General features: G+C 59.1%; 15 protein-coding genes. 10 read left to right on the forward strand and 5 right to left on the reverse strand.

Annotated elements, in window-relative coordinates:
* Nucleotides 1–74 precede the first annotated feature (74 nt).
* On the reverse strand, nucleotides 75–413 hold the full coding sequence (locus KGD89_RS19475; protein WP_025261440.1) for a hypothetical protein: 339 nt from the start codon (nucleotides 411–413) through the stop codon (nucleotides 75–77).
* Nucleotides 389–631, reverse strand: coding sequence for a hypothetical protein (locus tag KGD89_RS19480; protein ID WP_143008669.1), 243 nt, complete (start codon nucleotides 629–631; stop codon nucleotides 389–391). Before KGD89_RS19480 ends, KGD89_RS19475 begins: the two co-directional genes overlap by 25 nt.
* Here KGD89_RS19480 and rapA point away from each other — a divergent pair.
* Nucleotides 630–3,476 (forward strand): RNA polymerase-associated protein RapA, encoded by a 2,847-nt coding sequence (gene rapA / locus KGD89_RS19485; RefSeq protein ID WP_025261441.1) that lies wholly within the window; start codon nucleotides 630–632, stop codon nucleotides 3,474–3,476. The genes KGD89_RS19480 and rapA overlap by 2 nt on opposite strands.
* 66 nt (nucleotides 3,477–3,542) lie before the next feature.
* On the opposite strand, the gene KGD89_RS19490 is transcribed toward rapA, so the two are convergent.
* Nucleotides 3,543–4,880, reverse strand: a complete 1,338-nt coding sequence (locus tag KGD89_RS19490) for a spinster family MFS transporter (RefSeq protein WP_025261442.1) — start codon at nucleotides 4,878–4,880, stop codon at nucleotides 3,543–3,545.
* Nucleotides 4,881–5,200: 320 nt separating this feature from the next.
* On the opposite strand from KGD89_RS19490, the gene KGD89_RS19495 reads away from it, so the two are divergent.
* A complete protein-coding gene (locus KGD89_RS19495; RefSeq protein ID WP_025261443.1) occupies nucleotides 5,201–7,513 on the forward strand; it encodes a putative bifunctional diguanylate cyclase/phosphodiesterase in 2,313 nt (770 codons plus the stop codon).
* A 56-nt stretch (nucleotides 7,514–7,569) separates the two neighbouring features.
* Here KGD89_RS19495 and KGD89_RS19500 read toward each other — a convergent pair whose 3' ends face one another.
* Nucleotides 7,570–7,875 carry a DUF2288 domain-containing protein gene (locus KGD89_RS19500; protein WP_025261444.1) on the reverse strand — a complete coding sequence of 102 codons (306 nt, stop codon included), beginning with the start codon at nucleotides 7,873–7,875 and terminating at the stop codon, nucleotides 7,570–7,572.
* Between the two features lie 332 nt (nucleotides 7,876–8,207).
* Here KGD89_RS19500 and KGD89_RS19505 point away from each other — a divergent pair, with 332 nt between their 5' ends.
* The 7 genes from KGD89_RS19505 to KGD89_RS19535 all read left to right on the forward strand — a co-directional run bounded on the left by KGD89_RS19505 (nucleotide 8,208) and on the right by KGD89_RS19535 (nucleotide 15,783).
* Nucleotides 8,208–9,335 carry a branched-chain amino acid ABC transporter substrate-binding protein gene (locus tag KGD89_RS19505; RefSeq protein ID WP_025261445.1) on the forward strand — a complete coding sequence of 376 codons (1,128 nt, stop codon included), beginning with the start codon at nucleotides 8,208–8,210 and terminating at the stop codon, nucleotides 9,333–9,335.
* A gap of 263 nt (nucleotides 9,336–9,598) precedes the next feature.
* Nucleotides 9,599–10,528 carry a high-affinity branched-chain amino acid ABC transporter permease LivH gene (gene livH / locus KGD89_RS19510; protein ID WP_025261446.1) on the forward strand — a complete coding sequence of 310 codons (930 nt, stop codon included), beginning with the start codon at nucleotides 9,599–9,601 and terminating at the stop codon, nucleotides 10,526–10,528.
* Nucleotides 10,525–11,781 (forward strand): high-affinity branched-chain amino acid ABC transporter permease LivM, encoded by a 1,257-nt coding sequence (locus KGD89_RS19515; RefSeq protein ID WP_025261447.1) that lies wholly within the window; start codon nucleotides 10,525–10,527, stop codon nucleotides 11,779–11,781. Before livH ends, KGD89_RS19515 begins: the two co-directional genes overlap by 4 nt.
* The gene (gene livG, locus KGD89_RS19520; protein WP_025261448.1) at nucleotides 11,778–12,545 is read left to right on the forward strand and encodes a high-affinity branched-chain amino acid ABC transporter ATP-binding protein LivG; all 768 of its coding nucleotides are present in this window, start codon (nucleotides 11,778–11,780) and stop codon (nucleotides 12,543–12,545) included. Before KGD89_RS19515 ends, livG begins: the two co-directional genes overlap by 4 nt.
* Nucleotides 12,546–13,247 carry an ABC transporter ATP-binding protein gene (locus KGD89_RS19525; RefSeq protein ID WP_025261449.1) on the forward strand — a complete coding sequence of 234 codons (702 nt, stop codon included), beginning with the start codon at nucleotides 12,546–12,548 and terminating at the stop codon, nucleotides 13,245–13,247. It abuts the gene before it with no gap.
* Nucleotides 13,248–13,374: 127 nt separating this feature from the next.
* Nucleotides 13,375–14,067, forward strand: coding sequence for a COG3650 family protein (locus tag KGD89_RS19530; protein WP_025261450.1), 693 nt, complete (start codon nucleotides 13,375–13,377; stop codon nucleotides 14,065–14,067).
* 108 nt (nucleotides 14,068–14,175) lie between these two features.
* Nucleotides 14,176–15,783 carry an NAD(P)/FAD-dependent oxidoreductase gene (locus KGD89_RS19535; protein WP_025261451.1) on the forward strand — a complete coding sequence of 536 codons (1,608 nt, stop codon included), beginning with the start codon at nucleotides 14,176–14,178 and terminating at the stop codon, nucleotides 15,781–15,783.
* A gap of 45 nt (nucleotides 15,784–15,828) precedes the next feature.
* On the opposite strand, the gene KGD89_RS19540 is transcribed toward KGD89_RS19535, so the two are convergent.
* Nucleotides 15,829–16,923 (reverse strand): PLP-dependent cysteine synthase family protein, encoded by a 1,095-nt coding sequence (locus KGD89_RS19540; protein WP_025261452.1) that lies wholly within the window; start codon nucleotides 16,921–16,923, stop codon nucleotides 15,829–15,831.
* Nucleotides 16,924–17,175: 252 nt separating this feature from the next.
* Here KGD89_RS19540 and nhaA point away from each other — a divergent pair, with 252 nt between their 5' ends.
* Nucleotides 17,176–18,348, forward strand: a complete 1,173-nt coding sequence (nhaA, locus tag KGD89_RS19545; RefSeq protein WP_038399999.1) for a Na+/H+ antiporter NhaA — start codon at nucleotides 17,176–17,178, stop codon at nucleotides 18,346–18,348.
* Nucleotides 18,349–18,376 lie beyond the last annotated feature (28 nt).

Below are 18,376 nucleotides of genomic sequence, written 5' to 3' on the forward strand. Positions count from 1 at the left end.
GCTCTCGGACACTCGGTATCAGGAGCAATAATGCTCAATCGCAGCGACGATGACCAGCGAGGATGCATCGCACCTCACACCTCGACATCGACCCACAGGCCTTGACGCGGCTCATTGTCGATCAGGGGAACGACAGGCACGGTGTTGTCGGCATTCAGGAAAGTGCCGGGAACGGCAAACTGCTCGATGTGCTCACCTTCTTCTTCATGATGCTGACGCTGTTGCTGCTGGCGCTGCTGCTCTTCACGCAGCATCAAGGCACTTCGCTCGGCATCTTCATGGCGAAGGTCGATATTGGTTTCACTGGAGCTCGGTTGCACCGGGGCGACAGGTGGTATGTCCGGCATGCGCTTGGCCGGGTCCAGTTGCGACGTCACGGGTACCACACTCAGCGGAAGCGTCGGTTGCAGCATGATTTTCGTCTCCTGTTATTTGGGCTTTCGGCTGCCATTCCGTCGACTTGAACGCCTTTCGGGAAAACTTTTCGACTATGTTTGGCGTAATAAGTGCCCGAAAGGGCGTATTTGTCATGATTGATGCCGATAACAGGTGTTTTTTCACTACCGCCTTTGGCTTCAGGGCGTGTTCCGTTAACATAGTCGGCTTTTTCAAAGCGGGAGTCAGGCAGCATGGCGCAGCAGTATCAACCGGGGCAACGCTGGATTAGCGACAGCGAAGCCGAGCTGGGTTTGGGCACCGTTCTGGCACAGGATGGCCGCTTATTGACCGTGCTCTATCCGGCCACTGGCGACACGCGTCAATACGCACTGCGTAATGCTCCATTGACCCGGGTACGTTTTTCTCCGGGCGATGTGATCACGCACTTCGAGAACTGGAAGATGACCGTACGGGAAGTCGAGGATGTCGACGGGCTGCTGGTCTACCACGGCCTCAACGCACAGAACGCAGCCGTTACCCTTCCGGAAACCCAGTTGTCGAACTTCATTCAGTTCCGCCTGGCTACCGACCGCCTGTTCGCCGGGCAGATCGACCCGCTGGCGTGGTTCTCCCTGCGTTATAACACCCTTGAGCACACCAGCCGTCAGTTGCAGTCCTCTCTGTGGGGTCTGGGCGGCGTGCGTGCCCAACCTATCGCTCACCAGTTGCACATTGCCCGTGAAGTCGCTGACCGCATCGCGCCACGGGTTCTGCTGGCAGACGAAGTAGGCCTGGGTAAAACCATCGAAGCAGGCCTGGTGATCCATCGCCAGCTGCTTTCAGGCCGCGCCAGCCGCATCCTGATCCTGGTCCCGGAAAACCTTCAGCACCAGTGGCTGGTTGAAATGCGTCGTCGCTTCAACCTGCAGGTCGCCCTGTTCGACGCCGAGCGTTTCATCGAAAGCGATGCCGGTAACCCGTTCGAGGACACTCAGTTGGCGCTGGTCGCCCTGGAGTGGCTGGTCGAGGACGAAAAAGCCCAGGATGCCCTGTTTGCCGCAGGCTGGGACCTGATGGTGGTCGACGAAGCCCACCACCTGGTCTGGCACGAAGAAAAGGTCAGCCCCGAATACTCGCTGGTCGAGCAACTGGCCGAAGTCATTCCCGGCGTCCTGCTGCTGACCGCAACCCCTGAGCAACTGGGCCAGGACAGCCACTTTGCCCGCCTGCGCCTGCTGGACCCGAACCGCTTCCACGACCTGCAGGCCTTCCGCGCCGAAAGCGAAAACTATCGTCCGGTCGCCGAAGCCGTTCAGGAACTGCTGGACAAGGGCAAGCTGTCGGACAAGGCCCACCAGACCATTCATGGCTTCCTGGGCGCCGAAGGTGAAAGCCTGCTGAGCGCCGTGAACGCTGGCGATGAAGAAGCAAAGGCGCGCCTGATCCGCGAGTTACTGGATCGCCATGGCACCGGCCGCGTGCTTTTCCGGAATACCCGTGCTGCCGTTCAGGGCTTCCCTGAGCGTCAGTTGCATCAGTATCCGCTGCCCTGCCCTGCCGAATACCTGGAACTGCCACTGGGCGAGCATGCCGACCTGTACCCGGAAGTCAGCTTCCAGTCGCAGCCGGAGATCACCGAAGAAGAACGCTGGTGGCGCTTCGACCCACGGGTTGACTGGCTGATCGACACCCTCAAGATGCTCAAGCGCGTCAAGGTACTGGTCATCTGCGCCCATGCCGAAACCGCCATGGACCTGGAAGACGCGCTGCGCGTGCGTTCCGGCATCCCGGCCACCGTGTTCCACGAAGGCATGAACATTCTGGAGCGCGACCGCGCAGCGGCCTATTTTGCCGATGAAGAATTCGGAGCACAGGTTCTGATCTGTTCGGAAATCGGCAGTGAAGGCCGCAACTTCCAGTTCTCCCATCATCTGGTGCTGTTCGATCTGCCAGCGCACCCGGACCTGCTGGAGCAGCGTATCGGCCGTCTGGACCGTATCGGCCAGAAGCACACCATCGAGCTGCATGTCCCCTTCCTGGAAACCAGCCCGCAAGCGCGTCTGTTCCAGTGGTATCACGAAGCGCTCAATGCCTTCCTCAATACCTGCCCGACCGGCAACGCCCTGCAACACCAGTTCGGCCCGCGCCTGCTGCCGCTGCTGGAAAGCGGTGACGACGATGAATGGCAGAGCCTGATCGACGAAGCCCGCACCGAGCGTGAGCGTCTGGAAAGCGAACTGCATACCGGTCGTGACCGCCTGCTGGAACTCAACTCCGGCGGCGCTGGCGAAGGTGAAGCACTGGTGGAGGCGATTCTGGAGCAGGACGACCAGTTCACCCTGCCGATCTACATGGAAACCCTGTTCGACGCCTTTGGTATCGACAGTGAAGACCATTCGGAAAACGCCCTGATCCTCAAGCCGAGCGAAAAAATGCTCGACGCCAGCTTCCCGCTGGGCGACGACGAAGGCGTGACCATCACTTACGACCGCAACCAGGCGCTGTCTCGCGAAGACATGCAGTTCATTACCTGGGAACACCCGATGGTTCAGGGCGGCATGGATCTGGTGCTGTCCGGCTCCATGGGCAACACCTCGGTGGCGCTGATCAAGAACAAGGCCCTCAAGCCGGGCACCGTGCTGCTGGAACTGATCTACGTCAGCGAAGTGGTCGCGCCGCGCTCCCTGCAACTGGGTCGCTACCTGCCGCCTGCTGCACTGCGTTGCCTGCTGGATGCAAACGGCAACGATCTGGCCAGCCGCGTTTCGTTCAGCACCCTGAACGATCAACTGGAAAGCGTGCCACGCGCCAGCGCCAACAAGTTCATCCAGGCACAACGCGACGTGCTGACGCCCAGGATCAACGCCGGTGAGGAACGAATTGCCCCGAAACACGCCGAGCGCGTGGCCGAGGCACAGCGTCGTCTGGCAGCCGATACTGAAGAGGAACTGGCACGCCTGACAGCCCTGCAAGCCGTCAACCCGACCGTTCGCGACAGCGAGCTGGTCGCCCTGCGCAACCAACGCGAACAAGGCCTGGCCATGCTTGAAAAAGCAGCGCTGCGCCTGGAAGCGATTCGGGTGCTGGTAGCTGGCTGATAGCTTGCTCGCGAATGAATTTGCTCCTTGTGCTGGAGCGAATTCATTCGCGCAAGGCCGTCACGCTTACCCAGGATTCAGCATCCTGTCGGTCATCCGCTTGGCATCTCTCGTGAAACAACGCGAGGCCAGCAGCAGAAACACCAGGGTCATGCCCAGGGTCACCGGGATCAGGTACATCGCATCGTGCAATCCGGTGGCCTTGAAGCTTTCATCCATCTGCACCGCCCCCGCCAGCGTCATCGCTTCATGGGCATAGTGATCGGATAACCAGCCAACCACCACCGGCCCAAGCCCGCCGCCCAGCAGATACAACCCGGCAAAGAACAACGCCATGGCCGTCGCTCGCAGACGCGGCTCCACCACGTCCTGAATGGCGGTGTAGACGCAGGTATAGAAGTTATAGGCGAACAGCCAGCCGACGCTGAATACCGCCACAAACACCCCGATTTCGACCCTTCCCGCGTGCAAGGCATACCCCGTCGCCAGGGTGGCGACCAGCATGCTGAACACCGCAAACAACAGTCGTCCGTTGGGCGAGCGCTGGTGCAGTTTGTCCGCGATCAGGCCGCCCAGGGTCAGGCCGATCAACCCGGTGACGCCGACAATGATCCCGGTCGCCACCGCCGCTTCCTGCAGAGACACCTGAAAGTAGCGTTGCAGCATCGGCACCATGAACGAGTTGCAGGCATAGGTCGCGAAATTGAAGGTCAGCCCCGCCAGCACCAGCCAGCAAAAGGTCGGGATCGACAGAACCCGACGAACCGGCTTTTCGATCTTCTCTTCGGACATCTGCACACTTTCGGCAGCGCCACGCTTGGGTTCACGGATAAAGAAGATGAACACCGCCAGAATCAGGCCGGGAACCGCCGCGATAAAGAACGGGGCACGCCAGCTGTCGAACGCCTTGACCATCGCACCGATGGTGAAAAACGCCAGCAGAAGTCCCAGCGGCAGGCCCAGCATGAAAATGCCGATGGCTCGCGAGCGACGATGGGCCGGGAACAGATCACCGATCAATGAGTTGGCCGCTGGCGCATAACTGGCCTCACCGATCCCGACCCCCATGCGCACCAGCAGGAATGTCCAGAAGCTGTTGGCCATGCCGTTGACCGCCGTCAGCCCGCTCCAGACGGCAAGCCCCCAGCCCATCAGTTTCTTGCGTGAGCCCGTATCGGCCATACGCCCGAGAGGCAAGCCTGCAATCGCATAGACAAGGGTAAACGCCGTGCCCAGAAGCCCGAGCTGGAAGTCGCTCAGGTGCCATTCCTTGCGAATGGGCTCGGTGATGATCGCCGGAATCGCTCGATCAAAGAAGTTGAACAGGTTGGCCAGAAACAGCAGAAACAAAACGCGCCAGGCATTGGAAGCCTGGACGGAGCTGTCGGTCGGGGGGTTGTTCATGAGGCATCCATCCCTTTTTTCTTCCTACTCTAGAGCCCTGCTGACAAATCGACTGTAAACATTCGTAAAAGACCTCAAATGCAGGAGCCCAGGTTTTTATAACCATTGGTTATTGAGGCAATTCCATTTTTTTGAGTGTTGACACTGGCAGGATTCTTTCAGCTTCTATACTCATGTCTATTCGCCAGGCTGAGACTTTGTGCGAAAAGTCGGAGAGCGATGCTCAGGCAAGGTGAAACGCAGCATGAGCGATGCGCAGCCGCTTTACGTACATAGCCTGAAGCCTTGGTGAACCCTGGCAGTGAACAATAGGGCTCGCTATGGAATGGCTCGGTTTGAATATGTTTGTCGGTTTTCCGGCTAACGGGCAATTACTGATCAACTGCAGTCATAACTTGTTTCTGGTAGCGCTGGCCTACGGGGTCGCTTGCGCAGCCTGTTTTGCAACGCTGGACATCACGGATCGGATCATTCAGGTCGAGGCGAGCAAGAGCCGCCGCGTCTGGAAGGCCCTGGCCGCGCTATGTCTGGCGGGCGGCATCTGGGCCATGCATTTCATCAGCATGCTGGCTTTTCAGGCACCACTGAAAATCAGTTATGACCTGCCCATCACCATCTCGTCCCTGCTGATCGTGCTGGCCGGCGGGCTGCTCGCCGTCAAGGCGCTGAGCATGGAAACCCTGACCATCAAGCGTTGCCTGATCACATCTGTGATCATGGGGCTGACCATCAGCATCATGCATTACGTCGGCATGGCAGCCATGCGCTCAGATGCCATCCAGTATTACGAGCCGAACATGTTTGCCCTGTCGATTCTGGTTGCCATTCTGGCCAGCGTGGCACTGCTGACCCTTTCCAGGCATTTGCGTCATCACAGCGGGATGTTTCACCAGATGTTCAAGTACGGCCTCAGCCTGCTGCTGGGCGCAGGCCTGCTGACCATGCACCTGATGGGAATGGAGGCCTTGCAACTGCTTCTGCCTCTGGAAGCGCAACTACAGATCCCCAACACCGAAAACAGCCAGCAACTGGGGCTGACCATCGCGATCATCACCCTGCTGATCATTGCCGGAAGCATCAGCGCGGCGATGGCCGACAAGAAGCTGCAAAGCAAGGAACACGACCTGCAACGAGTCAACGCCCTGCTCAGCCAACTGGATCAGGCCCGGGTGTCCCTGCAGCAGGTTGCGCACTACGACCCGCTGACCAACCTGATCAACCGACGCGGTTTCAACCAGATATTCGGAGAGAAGCTGCTGGAGCACAGCGTCAGCAACGGCATGCTGGCGGTGATGTTTCTGGATATCGACCACTTCAAGCGCATCAACGACAGCCTGGGCCACGACGCCGGGGATGAACTGCTCAAGGTGATTGCCGAACGAATCCGCAGCGCAACGCGGATTCAGGATGTGGTGGCCCGCTTCGGTGGCGACGAGTTCTGCATCCTGCTCAGCATTCCCGACTACGAAGAGGCGCGGCATCTGGCCTATCGGGTCATGCAGAAGATGAAGGAAACCATCGCCCTGGCAGGCCGGCGCATGGTGATGACCACCAGTATCGGCATCGCGGTCTTTCCCCGTGACGGTGCAACCTGCGACGAACTGCTCAAGCACGCGGATCTGGCGCTGTACCAATCCAAGGGCAACGGCCGTAATCGGGTCAATTTCTTCAGCCCGGCCCTCAAGACCAAGGCCAGCCTGGAGCTGCATCTGGAAGAAGAGCTGCGCAACGCCCTGCGCGAAGAAACGGGTCTGCAGGTCTACTACCAACCCATCGTCGACCTGCGGACCGGTCATGTCGCCAAGTTAGAGGCACTGGTGCGCTGGCATCACCCACAGCATGGCCTGCTGATACCGGATCGTTTCATCGGCATCGCCGAAGCCAACGGGCTGATCGCCGAACTGGACAACTGGGTATTACGCCGCGCCTGCAAGGACCTGGGCGCCCTGCGCCTGGACGGGTTCGACAAGATGATCATTGCGGTGAACTGCTCGGCGCTCAATCTGGCCAGGGATGAACTGGTCCATGAAGTCGAACAGGCGTTAAGCGAGGCCAATGTAGCCCCGGGGCGCCTGGAACTGGAGGTGACCGAGAACGCCCTGATGGGCAATATCAGCAACACCATCGTGATGCTCAAGCAAATTCGCAGCCTGGGTGTTTCGCTCTCCATCGACGACTTCGGGACCGGCTATTCATCACTTGCCTATCTCAAGCGCCTGCCGCTGGACACCCTGAAGATCGACCGCTCCTTCATCATCGACATTCCCAAGTCGCCACAGGACATGGAGATTGTTCAGGCGATTATCGTCATGGCTCACACCTTGCGCCTGAAGGTCGTGACAGAAGGCGTGGAAACCCCGGCGCAACTGGAGTTTCTCAGTCAGTACGGCTGCGATTATGTGCAAGGCTATCTGTTCAGCAAACCACAACCTCTGGAACGCCTGCTGCCACTGGTCAAACAGATGAACCAGCGCGAGCCGGCCAGCCTGTTGCCAAACTCCGCGATGCTTGAAGGCAAGGATCTGGACGCCGACACCCCACGTTCACTCGATCTTTTCAGTGAACTGCCGGGCATTGAAAACCAGGCCATTCGCAGTGCCAACCGCACCAAACGCTCAAGGTGGTCGGATTGAAAAACAGGAGGCCGGTAAAGACGCGCCCTCCCGGATGCGCCATCACAGTGCAAATATCAGTCCCGCGCCCTGTTCTGGATCAGGACCCAGGGCGAGACCACCACCGCCCACAGCAACGGATCGCTTTCAACAAGCTCCATCGCCTTTGACTCAGACACCTTGCCGACCTGTCCGCTGGCCAGCCAGGCGGAAACCTTGCTGGCATCATTTTCAGCCATGGCTTGGGCAACTTCGATCAGATCCAGCGGTTCCTCGACCCACAACAGGGCACCCTTGGCAAAGAATGGTTGCAATTCTTTCCAAGTAATCGAAGCGGTTTCGCCAAGCAGTTTGGCATAGAGGGTGCTAGGTTCTTGCGTCATGGGTTTCACCAAAAGAAAAATCGGCGCAATGATAACGCCGCCTTTTCCGCAGACAAACCCGAATGCGCATTAATCGATCGTCGGAAAGTTATTCAGGAGTCCATGAAATGGGGGTCGTATTCATGGGCTTAATTGGTTGAATTATGTAACTTTCTTTCGATTAAGCGACATCAATCGATTTCCCTCCCTGCGCCCAGCTTTTCAAGCCATCAACCAGCACTCTAAACTGTTCCGGTACAGTTGGCAGAGTGGGGAGGCGATCGGTTATCACGTCCGATCCTGCAGCTTTAGCCATCAGGATTATAAAAACTACAACGCAAGAGTGGAGCATCATGACTAAGGGTACCAAGAAGCTTTCGAAGCTGTTTGCCGCATTGGTTATGGCGGGAGTTGCCAGCCATTCGTTCGCAGCAGATACCATCAAGATCGGCATCGCGGGTCCAAAGACCGGCGCAGTCGCCCAGTACGGCGACATGCAGTTCAGCGGTGCGAAGATGGCCATCGAACAGATCAACGCCAAGGGCGGCGTTGATGGCAAGAAGCTCGAAGCTGTCGAATACGACGACGCCTGCGACCCGAAACAAGCCGTGGCCGTGGCCAACAAGATCGTCAACGACGGCGTGAAGTTCGTCATCGGCCACCTGTGCTCCAGCTCGGCTCAACCGGCTTCGGACGTCTACGAAGACGAAGGCATCATCATGGTGACCCCGGCAGCTACCAGCCCGGACATCACTTCCCGTGGCTACAAGCTGGTGTTCCGCACCATCGGCCTGGACAGCGCTCAAGGCCCGGCCGCAGGCGACTACATTGCCAAGCAGGTCAAGCCGAAAGTCGTTGCCGTCATCCACGACAAGCAGCAGTACGGTGAAGGCATCGCCACTGCCGTCAAGCAGACCCTGGAAAAGGACGGCGTCAAAGTTGCCCTGTTCGAAGGTATCAATGCTGGCGACAAGGACTTCTCTTCGCTGATCGCCAAGATGAAGCAAGCCAACGTCGACTTCGTCTACTACGGCGGCTACCACCCTGAACTGGGCCTGATCCTGCGTCAGTCCCAGGAAAAAGGCCTGAAAGCCGGCTTCATGGGTCCGGAAGGCGTGGGTAACGCGTCGATCTCGCAGATTGCCCAGGATGCGTCCGAAGGCCTGCTGGTCACCCTGCCAGCCTCCTTCGATCAGGATCCGGCCAACCAGGCGCTGGTTGAAGCCTTCAAGGCCAAGAAAGAGGACCCAAGCGGCCCGTTCGTGTTCCCGTCCTACTCGGCCGTGACCGTGATTGCCGACGCAATCAAGATCGCCAAGAGCGAAGACACCGACAAGGTCGCTGCTGCCCTGCGTGCCAACACCTTCAAGACTCCGACCGGCGACCTGGCATTCGATGCCAAGGGCGACCTGAAAGACTTCAAGTTCGTGGTTTACACCTGGCACAAAGACGGCACCAAGACCGAGGCGCCCGTGAAGTAATCACGCGCCCTTGATCGACACCAGAGCCCACTGCTACCTCAGTGGGCTTTGTTTTGCGAGGCGCATGGGCCCCACAGGGTCCTGACGTCCCTGAATATCTTGAAACCGTTACCCGTGATTCACGAGGGTCTGCTGTCGCTTGCGCACGGCTCGTGCTGAAACGGCAACAGACCCAGCTGCCTCAAACGAGGCCTCAGAGCACGACGAGCAGCCGGTAAAGACTCAACCAGTGAAACACAGAGCAGGTTTTTAGGAGCGCTGTAATGCCCGAGATAGACATCTATCACTTTTTCCAACAGCTGGTTAATGGCATGACCATTGGCAGCACTTATGCCTTGATTGCCATCGGTTACACCATGGTCTACGGCATCATCGGCATGATCAACTTTGCCCATGGCGAGGTATACATGATCGGTTCCTACGTGGCGTTCATCGCCATCGCGGGCCTGACGATGATGGGCCTTGGCAGCTTGCCACTGCTGATTACCGCAGCCTTCGCCGCGAGTATCGTCGTGACCAGTGCCTATGGTTATGCGATCGAACGTGTGGCCTACCGGCCATTGCGCGGCAGCAACCGACTGATCCCGCTTATTTCTGCCATCGGCATGTCTCTATTCCTGCAGAACACCGTGCTGCTTTCCCAGGATTCCAAAGATAAGTCGATCCCCAACCTGATTCCCGGCAACTTCGTGTTCGGCTCTGCCAGCACCCATGAAGTCGTGATCTCGTACATGCAGGTGCTGATCTTCATCGTGACCGTGGTCGCGATGCTCGGCCTGACCTGGTTCATCTCCCGCTCTCGCCTGGGCCGTGCGTGCCGCGCCTGTGCCGAAGACATCAAGATGGCCAACCTGCTGGGTATCAACACCAACAACATCATTGCCCTGACCTTCGTCATTGGTGCAGCCCTGGCCGCCATTGCTGCCGTGCTGCTGAGCATGCAATACGGCGTGATCAACCCCAACGCGGGCTTCCTGGTCGGTATCAAGGCGTTCACCGCTGCGGTGCTTGGCGGTATCGGCAGTATCCCCGGCGCCATGCTGGGTGGTCTGGTACTGGGTATAGCCGAGGCATTCGGTGCCGACGTATTCGGCGACCAGTACAAGGATGTCGTTGCGTTCAGTCTTCTCGTATTGGTGCTGTTGTTCCGGCCGACCGGCCTGCTTGGCCGTCCGGAGGTTGAAAAAGTATGACCAAGAATCTCAAGTCGGCGTTTTTCAGCGCCTTGCTGGTGCTGGCTGTCGCCTATCCAGTGCTGGGCCTCAAGCTGGAAATCGTCGGGGTAAACCTGACGGTCATTGGCGCCAGCAGCACCACGGTTGCAATCATCCTGAGCTGCGCCGCACTGATGTTCGTGCGCGTGCTGTTCCATGAACAGATATCCGCTGCCTGGCGCGCGTCGCCGAGCCTGCCGAGCGTACCGTCCAAGGCCAGCAACTTCCTGACCCTGCCGAGCACCCAGCGCTGGTTCATCCTGGCACTGGTCATGGTTGCTCTGGTCTGGCCGTTCTTCGGCTCCCGTGGCGCGGTGGATATCGCGACACTGATCCTGATCTACGTGATGCTGGGCCTGGGCCTGAACATCGTGGTCGGTCTGGCCGGCCTGCTGGACCTGGGTTATGTCGGTTTCTATGCCGTCGGCGCCTACAGCTACGCCATGCTCTCCCACTACTTCGGCCTGGGTTTCTGGATCTGCCTGCCGATTGCCGGGTTGATGGCTGCGCTGTTCGGTTTCCTGCTGGGGTTCCCGGTATTGCGCCTGCGCGGTGACTATCTGGCCATCGTGACCCTGGGCTTCGGTGAAATCATTCGCCTGCTGCTGCGCAACATGACCGAGTTCACCGGTGGCCCGAACGGCATCAGCAACATCGAAAAACCGACGTTTTTCGGCCTGACGTTCGAGCGTAAGGCAGCTGAAGGCATGCAGACCTTCCACGAGTTCTTCGGCCTGACCTACAACTCTATCAACAAGGTGATCTTCCTCTATCTGGTCGCCCTGCTGCTGGCTCTGGCCGCGCTGTTCGTCATCAACCGCCTGCTGCGCATGCCTATCGGGCGTGCCTGGGAAGCGCTGCGTGAAGACGAAATCGCCTGCCGGGCACTGGGCCTGAATCCGACCATCATCAAGTTGTCGGCCTTCACCCTGGGCGCTGCGTTCGCAGGTTTCGCCGGTAGCTTCTTCGCCGCCCGTCAGGGTCTGGTGACGCCGGAATCCTTCACCTTCATCGAGTCGGCAATCATCCTGGCCATCGTCGTCCTGGGCGGCATGGGCTCGCAGCTTGGTGTCATCCTCGCTGCCATCGTGATGATCCTGCTGCCCGAGTTGATGCGTGAATTCAGCGAATACCGCATGTTGATGTTCGGCGCCATGATGGTGCTGATGATGATCTGGCGTCCTCAAGGTTTCCTGCCTATGCAGCGCCCTCACATGGAGCTGCGTAAATGAGCCGTCCATTACTGCAAGCATCGGGTCTGAGCATGCGCTTTGGTGGCCTGCTGGCCGTCAACGGCGTTGGCCTGACCGTCAATGAAAAGCAAGTCGTGTCGATGATCGGCCCCAACGGCGCCGGCAAGACCACGGTATTCAACTGCCTGACCGGCTTCTACAAGCCGACGGCGGGCACCATCCTGCTTGATGGCGAGCCGATCCAGGGCCTTGCCGGCCACGAGATCGCCCGCAAAGGCGTGGTCCGGACCTTCCAGAACGTGCGTCTGTTCAAGGAAATGACCGCCGTGGAAAACCTGCTGGTCGCCCAGCATCGGCACCTGAACACCAACTTCCTGTCCGGCCTGTTCAAGACCCCGGCGTTCCGCAGAAGCGAGCGCGAGGCCATGGACTATGCCGAGCACTGGCTGGAAGCCGTGAATCTCAAGGAGTTCGCCAACCGGGCGGCCGGCACCCTGGCCTACGGTCAGCAACGCCGCCTGGAAATCGCCCGCTGCATGATGACCCGTCCGCGCATCCTGATGCTCGACGAGCCGGCAGCCGGCCTGAACCCCAAGGAAACCGAAGACCTCAAGGCACTGATCGGCGTGCTGCGCAACGATCACAACGCCACGGTCCTGCTGATCGAGCACGACATGAAACTGGTCATGAGCATTTCCGACCATATCGTGGTGATCAACCAGGGCACGCCTCTGGCCGACGGCACACCGCAAGAGATCCGCGACAATCCTGAAGTGATCAAAGCCTACCTGGGGGAAGCGTAAATGCTGCAGTTTGAAAACGTTTCCACCTTCTACGGCAAGATCCAGGCGCTGCACGACATCAACGTCGAAGTCCGCAAGGGCGAGATCGTCACCCTGATCGGTGCCAACGGCGCAGGCAAGTCCACGCTGTTGATGACGTTGTGCGGATCACCTCGCGCCCATAGCGGCAGCATTCGCTACATGGGCGAGGAACTGGTGGGCCTGGAGTCGTCGGTCATCATGCGCAAGAGCATCGCCGTCGTGCCGGAAGGCCGCCGCGTGTTCGCCCGCCTGACGGTCGAAGAGAACCTGGCCATGGGCGGCTTCTTCACTGAAAAAGGCGACTATCAGGAGCAGATGGACAAGGTCCTGCACCTGTTCCCTCGCCTCAAGGAACGCTTCACTCAGCGCGGCGGCACCATGTCCGGCGGCGAACAGCAGATGCTCGCCATCGGCCGTGCGCTGATGAGCAAGCCCAAGCTGCTGTTGCTGGACGAACCTTCGCTGGGTCTGGCACCGATCATCATTCAGCAGATTTTCGAGATCGTCGAACAACTGCGTCGTGACGGCGTGACCGTGTTCCTCGTTGAGCAGAACGCCAACCAGGCCCTGAAAATCGCCGACCGCGCCTATGTTCTGGAGAACGGTCGCGTGGTGATGCAGGGCTCCGGTGAAGAACTGCTGGTGGACCCGAAAGTACGGGATGCCTACCTGGGCGGTTGACCTTTGGGTGTGGGAGCGGATTTATCCGCGAAGCTTCGCGAATAAATTCGCTCCTACGGCCAGTGTCGCCCCTTGTGATGAGGCGGCAGGCTGAGTAACGTGGCGGCACTTATCTGGAGGCCTCCTCATGTCCGCTGTTCGCTCCACCTTTGTATTCGCTCTCTTGCCACTGTTCGCCGGGTGCCAGATGCTCGGTCTTCCACTGGGCAAATCGCAGGATGCGACCAAGGTGTCTACCGCCGGCATGATCCGCATGCAAGGCGACCTGATCGGGGAAAACGGACAACTGCTGTTCAAACCATGCCATGAGCAACGCCGTTACCTGGTCAAGGATCGCGGCAACACCGGCATCCTTCAGGAAGCCGCTTCGCTGGCCGACAGCAAGGGCCAGGTGTTTGCCGATCTGCGAGGCAACTTCGTTGCCAGCAAGGCCGTCAACAGTGACGGGCAAGTGGACCTGTATCAGTTCTATCGCGTCGAACGTCCCGACCAGTCCTGCGAAGACCTCAACTTCAAGCGCCTGACCCTGCACGCCAGCGGCAACAAGCCTGCCTGGAACGTCAATGTCGGAGGCAAGGGCATGGTTCTGGAGCGTGAAGGTCAGGAAGCGCTGGCTTTCCCTTACCTTGAAGAACAACTGCCCGACGGCAGCTTCAGCGTCAGCACCGAAGCCAACAATCAACGTATCGAACTGTGGGTCACCCCGCAGCGTTGCGTCGACAGTGTCAATGGATCGGTACAGCACCTGACCGCCGAGCTGCGCGTCAACGGCCAGACCCAGCGTGGCTGCGGCTATTACGGCGGTTCGCGCAACGATTGATGCGCCATCAGGCCAGCCGACTCGCCGTGGCAGGGGTTCAGGGCTTATAATCGCCGGTTCTTGTAGTGCTGTCGGGCTGAACCTGCGGCCCGAAAACTGGACCCCTTAATGTTACGAATCACCGAACTCAAGCTGCCGATCGATCACCCGGACGAAGACCTGCGCGCTGCCCTGTTGCAGCATCTGGGTATCGACAGCAGCGAACTGCTGGACTTCACACTGTTCAAGCGCAGCTACGATGCGCGCAAGAAGTCCTCCGAGCTGTTCTTCATCTACACCATCGACTTCCAGGTTCGCGACGAAGAAGCCCTGCTGCGCAAACTGGCCAATGACCGCCATGTCGGCCCGGCGCCGGATGTCAGCTACAAAGTCGTGGGCCATGCTCCTGCGGATCTCAAAGAGCGCCCGATCGTGGTCGGCTTCGGCCCCTGCGGGATTTTCGCCGGGCTGCTGCTGGCCCAGATGGGTTTCAAGCCGATCATTCTCGAACGCGGCAAGGAAGTTCGCCAACGCACCAAGGACACCTGGGGCCTGTGGCGCAAGAATATCCTCAACCCCGAATCCAACGTGCAGTTTGGCGAGGGCGGTGCCGGGACCTTTTCCGACGGCAAGCTCTATAGCCAGATCAAGGACCCGAAATTCCATGGTCGCAAGGTCTTGCACGAGTTCGTGAAAGCCGGTGCACCGGAAGAAATCCTCTACGTCAGCAAACCCCACATCGGCACCTTCCGTCTGACGGGCGTCGTTGAAAACATGCGCCAGCAGATCGAAGCGCTGGGCGGTGAAGTGCGCTTCCAGCAGCGTGTCACCGACTTGCTGATCGAAGATGGCCAGTTGCACGGTGTAGAACTGGACAGCGGCGAGCGCATCGAGTCCCGCCACGTGATTCTGGCCCTGGGCCACAGCGCCCGCGATACGTTCCGCATGCTGCACAGTCGTGGCGTGTACATGGAAGCCAAGCCGTTCTCGGTGGGTTTCCGTATCGAGCACCCGCAATCCCTGATCGACCGTGCCCGGCTGGGCAAATACGCCGGGCACCCGAAACTGGGCGCTGCCGATTACAAGCTGGTGCACCACGCCAGCAACGGTCGTTCGGTGTACAGCTTTTGCATGTGTCCGGGCGGTACTGTTGTGGCGGCGACTTCGGAACCAAACCGCGTGGTCACCAACGGCATGAGCCAGTACTCGCGCAACGAGCGCAACGCCAACTCGGGCATCGTGGTCGGCATTACTCCGGAAGACTATCCAGGCAGCCCGCTGGCCGGGATCGAGTTGCAGGAGCGCCTGGAGTCCCATGCCTTCCTGATGGGCGGCAGCAACTACGAAGCTCCGGCGCAACTGGTCGGCGACTTCATTGCCGGCAAGGCTTCCACCGAGCTGGGCAGCGTCGAGCCGTCCTACAAGCCGGGCGTGAAGCTGCTGGACCTGGCCGACGCCCTGCCCGCTTATGCCATCGAAGCCATTCGCGAAGCATTGCCTGCGTTCGACAAACAAATCAAAGGCTTTGCCCAGCATGACGCGATCCTGACCGGCATCGAAACCCGCACCTCCGCCCCGCTGCGCATCACACGTGGCGCGGACATGCAGAGCCTCAACGTCAAGGGCCTGTACCCGGCAGGTGAAGGTGCCGGTTATGCCGGTGGCATCCTGTCAGCAGGCGTGGACGGCATCCGGATTGCCGAAGGGCTGGCGCGCAACATGTTGGGGATTGAATAAAACCCACCCGCTGAGGAGCGAATTCATTCGCGAATGAATTCGCTCCTACAAGCCTGCGCGCTGCACACCCTCGGGCAAGGCCTTGCCTTGCTCGGCGCAGGCTGCAACGCCTTCGATCAACCCCGCCAGTTCATACCCCTGAGCTTTGAGCCAGGCCTCATCGTAATAGGTGCTGGCATAGCGCTCGCCACCATCGCACAGAATCGCCACGATCGAACCCTCCTCTCCCGCTTCGACCATCTGCCGGGCAGCCAGCAGTGCGCCGATGAGGTTGGTGCCGCTTGACCCGCCGACCTTGCGCCCCAGTCGCCGGGCCAGGTAATGCATGGCCGCCAGTGACAGCGCATCCGGCACCTTGACCATGGCGTCGATCACATTGGGCAGGAACGAAGCCTCGACACGCGGCCTGCCGATGCCTTCGATGCGTGACCCGCACTCCAGCCGCAGGCTGGCATCGCCGCTGCGGTAATAATCGAAGAACACCGAGCGCTCGGCGTCGGCGCACAACACTCGCGTGGCGTGCTGCCGATAACGAACGTAACGCCCCAGCGTCGCCGTCGTGCCGCCCGTACCGGGGCTGGAAATCAGCCAGGTCGGCTCCGGGTGCTTTTCAAAACGCAGTTGCTGAAAGATCGACTCGGCAATGTTGTTGTTCGCCCGCCAGTCAGTCGCCCGCTCGGCATAGGTGAACTGGTCCATGAAATGCCCGCCGGTTTCCCGTGCCAGCCTTTCGGACTCGGCATAGATCTGCGTCGGATCCTGAACCAGATGGCTCTTGCCCCCATAGAAAGCAATCTGCTCGATCTTCGCCCGAGAAGTGCTCGCTGGCATCACTGCCACGAACGGCAGGCCCAGCAAGCGGGCGAAGTAAGCCTCGGAAATCGCCGTGGAACCGCTGGACGCCTCTATCACCGGTGCTCCAGCCTTGAGCCAGCCATTGCACAGCGCATACAGAAACAGCGAACGTGCCAGACGATGCTTGAGGCTGCCGGTGGGATGGCTGGACTCGTCCTTGAAGTACAGTTCCACGCCAGGCAACCCTGGCAGAGGCAAGGGAATCAAGTGAGTGTCGGCGCTGCGCTGGAAGTCTGCTTCGATGATACGAATGGCTTCACGGGACCAGGGACGGTTATCGATCATGGACTGACTGCTCTTCTATTCCGAATGACCGGAAGTTACAAAAAGTTATTGAAAGCAGGATTTTAGGAAATAGCCTACAGCCAAAACAGGCACAGCTAAGACTTAATAAGTTACACAATTGTTAGACTTCAGAAACTGCAACAGCGTCGTTACCTTTAGAACCAAAACGAATATAACTTTTGTTTTAACCCCGGCAGGTAAACGTTAGGGTAACGGGCTTTTTCCTTGAAACCATGGAGCATAACCGCACCGATGCGAAATACGATCATACGTTTCTTTCAACTTGAAGCAGCAGGCGGCCTGCTGCTGATCGCTGCTGCTGCCCTTGCCCTGATTATCAATAACTCGCCGTTGTCATGGTTGTACAACGAATTCCTCAATATCCCGGTAGTGGCCCAGATTGGCGCAATCAAGATCGCCAAGCCCCTGTTGTTGTGGATCAACGATGGCTTGATGGCGCTGTTCTTTCTGGTCATCGGGCTTGAGGTGAAACGCGAACTGCTTGAAGGCCATCTGTCCAGGCCCTCGCAAGTGGTATTACCGGGCGCTGCAGCCATTGGCGGCATGGTTGTTCCGGCGCTCATCTATTATGCGCTCAACAAGGACAACCCTGCCGCCTTGGGTGGCTGGGCAATTCCCATGGCGACCGATATCGCCTTTGCCCTGGGCGTGCTCGCACTGCTCGGCAAGCGCGTACCGGTGTCGCTCAAACTGTTCCTCATGACCCTCGCCATCATCGACGACCTTGGCGCGATCATCGTCATTGCGCTGTTCTACTCGGGCGAACTGTCGAGCCTGTCGCTGATCCTCGCGGGTGTATCCATTGTGGCCCTGATCGTGATGAACCGGCTCGGCGTAGCCAAGCTGGGGCCTTACCTGCTGATAGGCCTCGTGCTGTGGGTTTGTGTACTTAAAAGTGGCATCCATGCGACGCTGGCCGGCGTGGTCCTGGCCTTCTGCATACCGCTGCGCACCAAAACCGAAAAAGCGTCACCCCTGCTGAACCTGGAGCATGGGCTGCACCCGTGGGTCGCCTATGGAATCCTGCCGCTCTTCGCCTTTGCCAATGCCGGTGTTTCACTGACGGGCATTACGCTGGACAGTTTTACCCATCCGGTACCCATGGGGATTGCGGCAGGCCTGTTGATCGGCAAGACGCTGGGAGTCTTCGGGCTGACCTGGCTAGCGATCCAGACGGGTCTGGCGAAACTGCCGAGCGAAGCCAACTGGGGACAGGTGCTGGGCGTTTCGATCCTCTGCGGGATCGGTTTCACCATGAGCCTGTTCGTGGGCTCGCTGGCCTTCGAGGCTGGCGTCAGTGACTACGCGGGAGAAGATCGCATGGGCATTCTCACCGGCTCCATTCTCGCGGCACTGATGGGCTATGCCGTCATGCTCATGTGCAGCAGAAAGAACCGGGTGTAGTTACCCCATAAAGAAAAAACCCGAGCCA

Source organism: Pseudomonas cichorii (assembly GCF_018343775.1).
In the GTDB taxonomy this organism is placed as follows: domain Bacteria; phylum Pseudomonadota; class Gammaproteobacteria; order Pseudomonadales; family Pseudomonadaceae; genus Aquipseudomonas; species Aquipseudomonas cichorii.

Bases quoted from the DNA above. Each gene is read 5' to 3' on its own strand.
- KGD89_RS19475 (WP_025261440.1), bottom strand. From the start codon at position 413: ATGCTGCAACCGACGCTTCCGCTGAGTGTGGTACCCGTGACGTCGCAA.
- rapA (WP_025261441.1), top strand. From the start codon at position 630: ATGGCGCAGCAGTATCAACCGGGGCAACGCTGGATTAGCGACAGCGAA.
- KGD89_RS19480 (WP_143008669.1), bottom strand. From the start codon at position 631: ATGCTGCCTGACTCCCGCTTTGAAAAAGCCGACTATGTTAACGGAACA.
- KGD89_RS19490 (WP_025261442.1), bottom strand. From the start codon at position 4,880: ATGAACAACCCCCCGACCGACAGCTCCGTCCAGGCTTCCAATGCCTGG.
- KGD89_RS19495 (WP_025261443.1), top strand. From the start codon at position 5,201: ATGGAATGGCTCGGTTTGAATATGTTTGTCGGTTTTCCGGCTAACGGG.
- KGD89_RS19500 (WP_025261444.1), bottom strand. From the start codon at position 7,875: ATGACGCAAGAACCTAGCACCCTCTATGCCAAACTGCTTGGCGAAACC.
- KGD89_RS19505 (WP_025261445.1), top strand. From the start codon at position 8,208: ATGACTAAGGGTACCAAGAAGCTTTCGAAGCTGTTTGCCGCATTGGTT.
- livH (WP_025261446.1), top strand. From the start codon at position 9,599: ATGCCCGAGATAGACATCTATCACTTTTTCCAACAGCTGGTTAATGGC.
- KGD89_RS19515 (WP_025261447.1), top strand. From the start codon at position 10,525: ATGACCAAGAATCTCAAGTCGGCGTTTTTCAGCGCCTTGCTGGTGCTG.
- livG (WP_025261448.1), top strand. From the start codon at position 11,778: ATGAGCCGTCCATTACTGCAAGCATCGGGTCTGAGCATGCGCTTTGGT.
- KGD89_RS19525 (WP_025261449.1), top strand. From the start codon at position 12,546: ATGCTGCAGTTTGAAAACGTTTCCACCTTCTACGGCAAGATCCAGGCG.
- KGD89_RS19530 (WP_025261450.1), top strand. From the start codon at position 13,375: ATGTCCGCTGTTCGCTCCACCTTTGTATTCGCTCTCTTGCCACTGTTC.
- KGD89_RS19535 (WP_025261451.1), top strand. From the start codon at position 14,176: ATGTTACGAATCACCGAACTCAAGCTGCCGATCGATCACCCGGACGAA.
- KGD89_RS19540 (WP_025261452.1), bottom strand. From the start codon at position 16,923: ATGATCGATAACCGTCCCTGGTCCCGTGAAGCCATTCGTATCATCGAA.
- nhaA (WP_038399999.1), top strand. From the start codon at position 17,176: ATGCGAAATACGATCATACGTTTCTTTCAACTTGAAGCAGCAGGCGGC.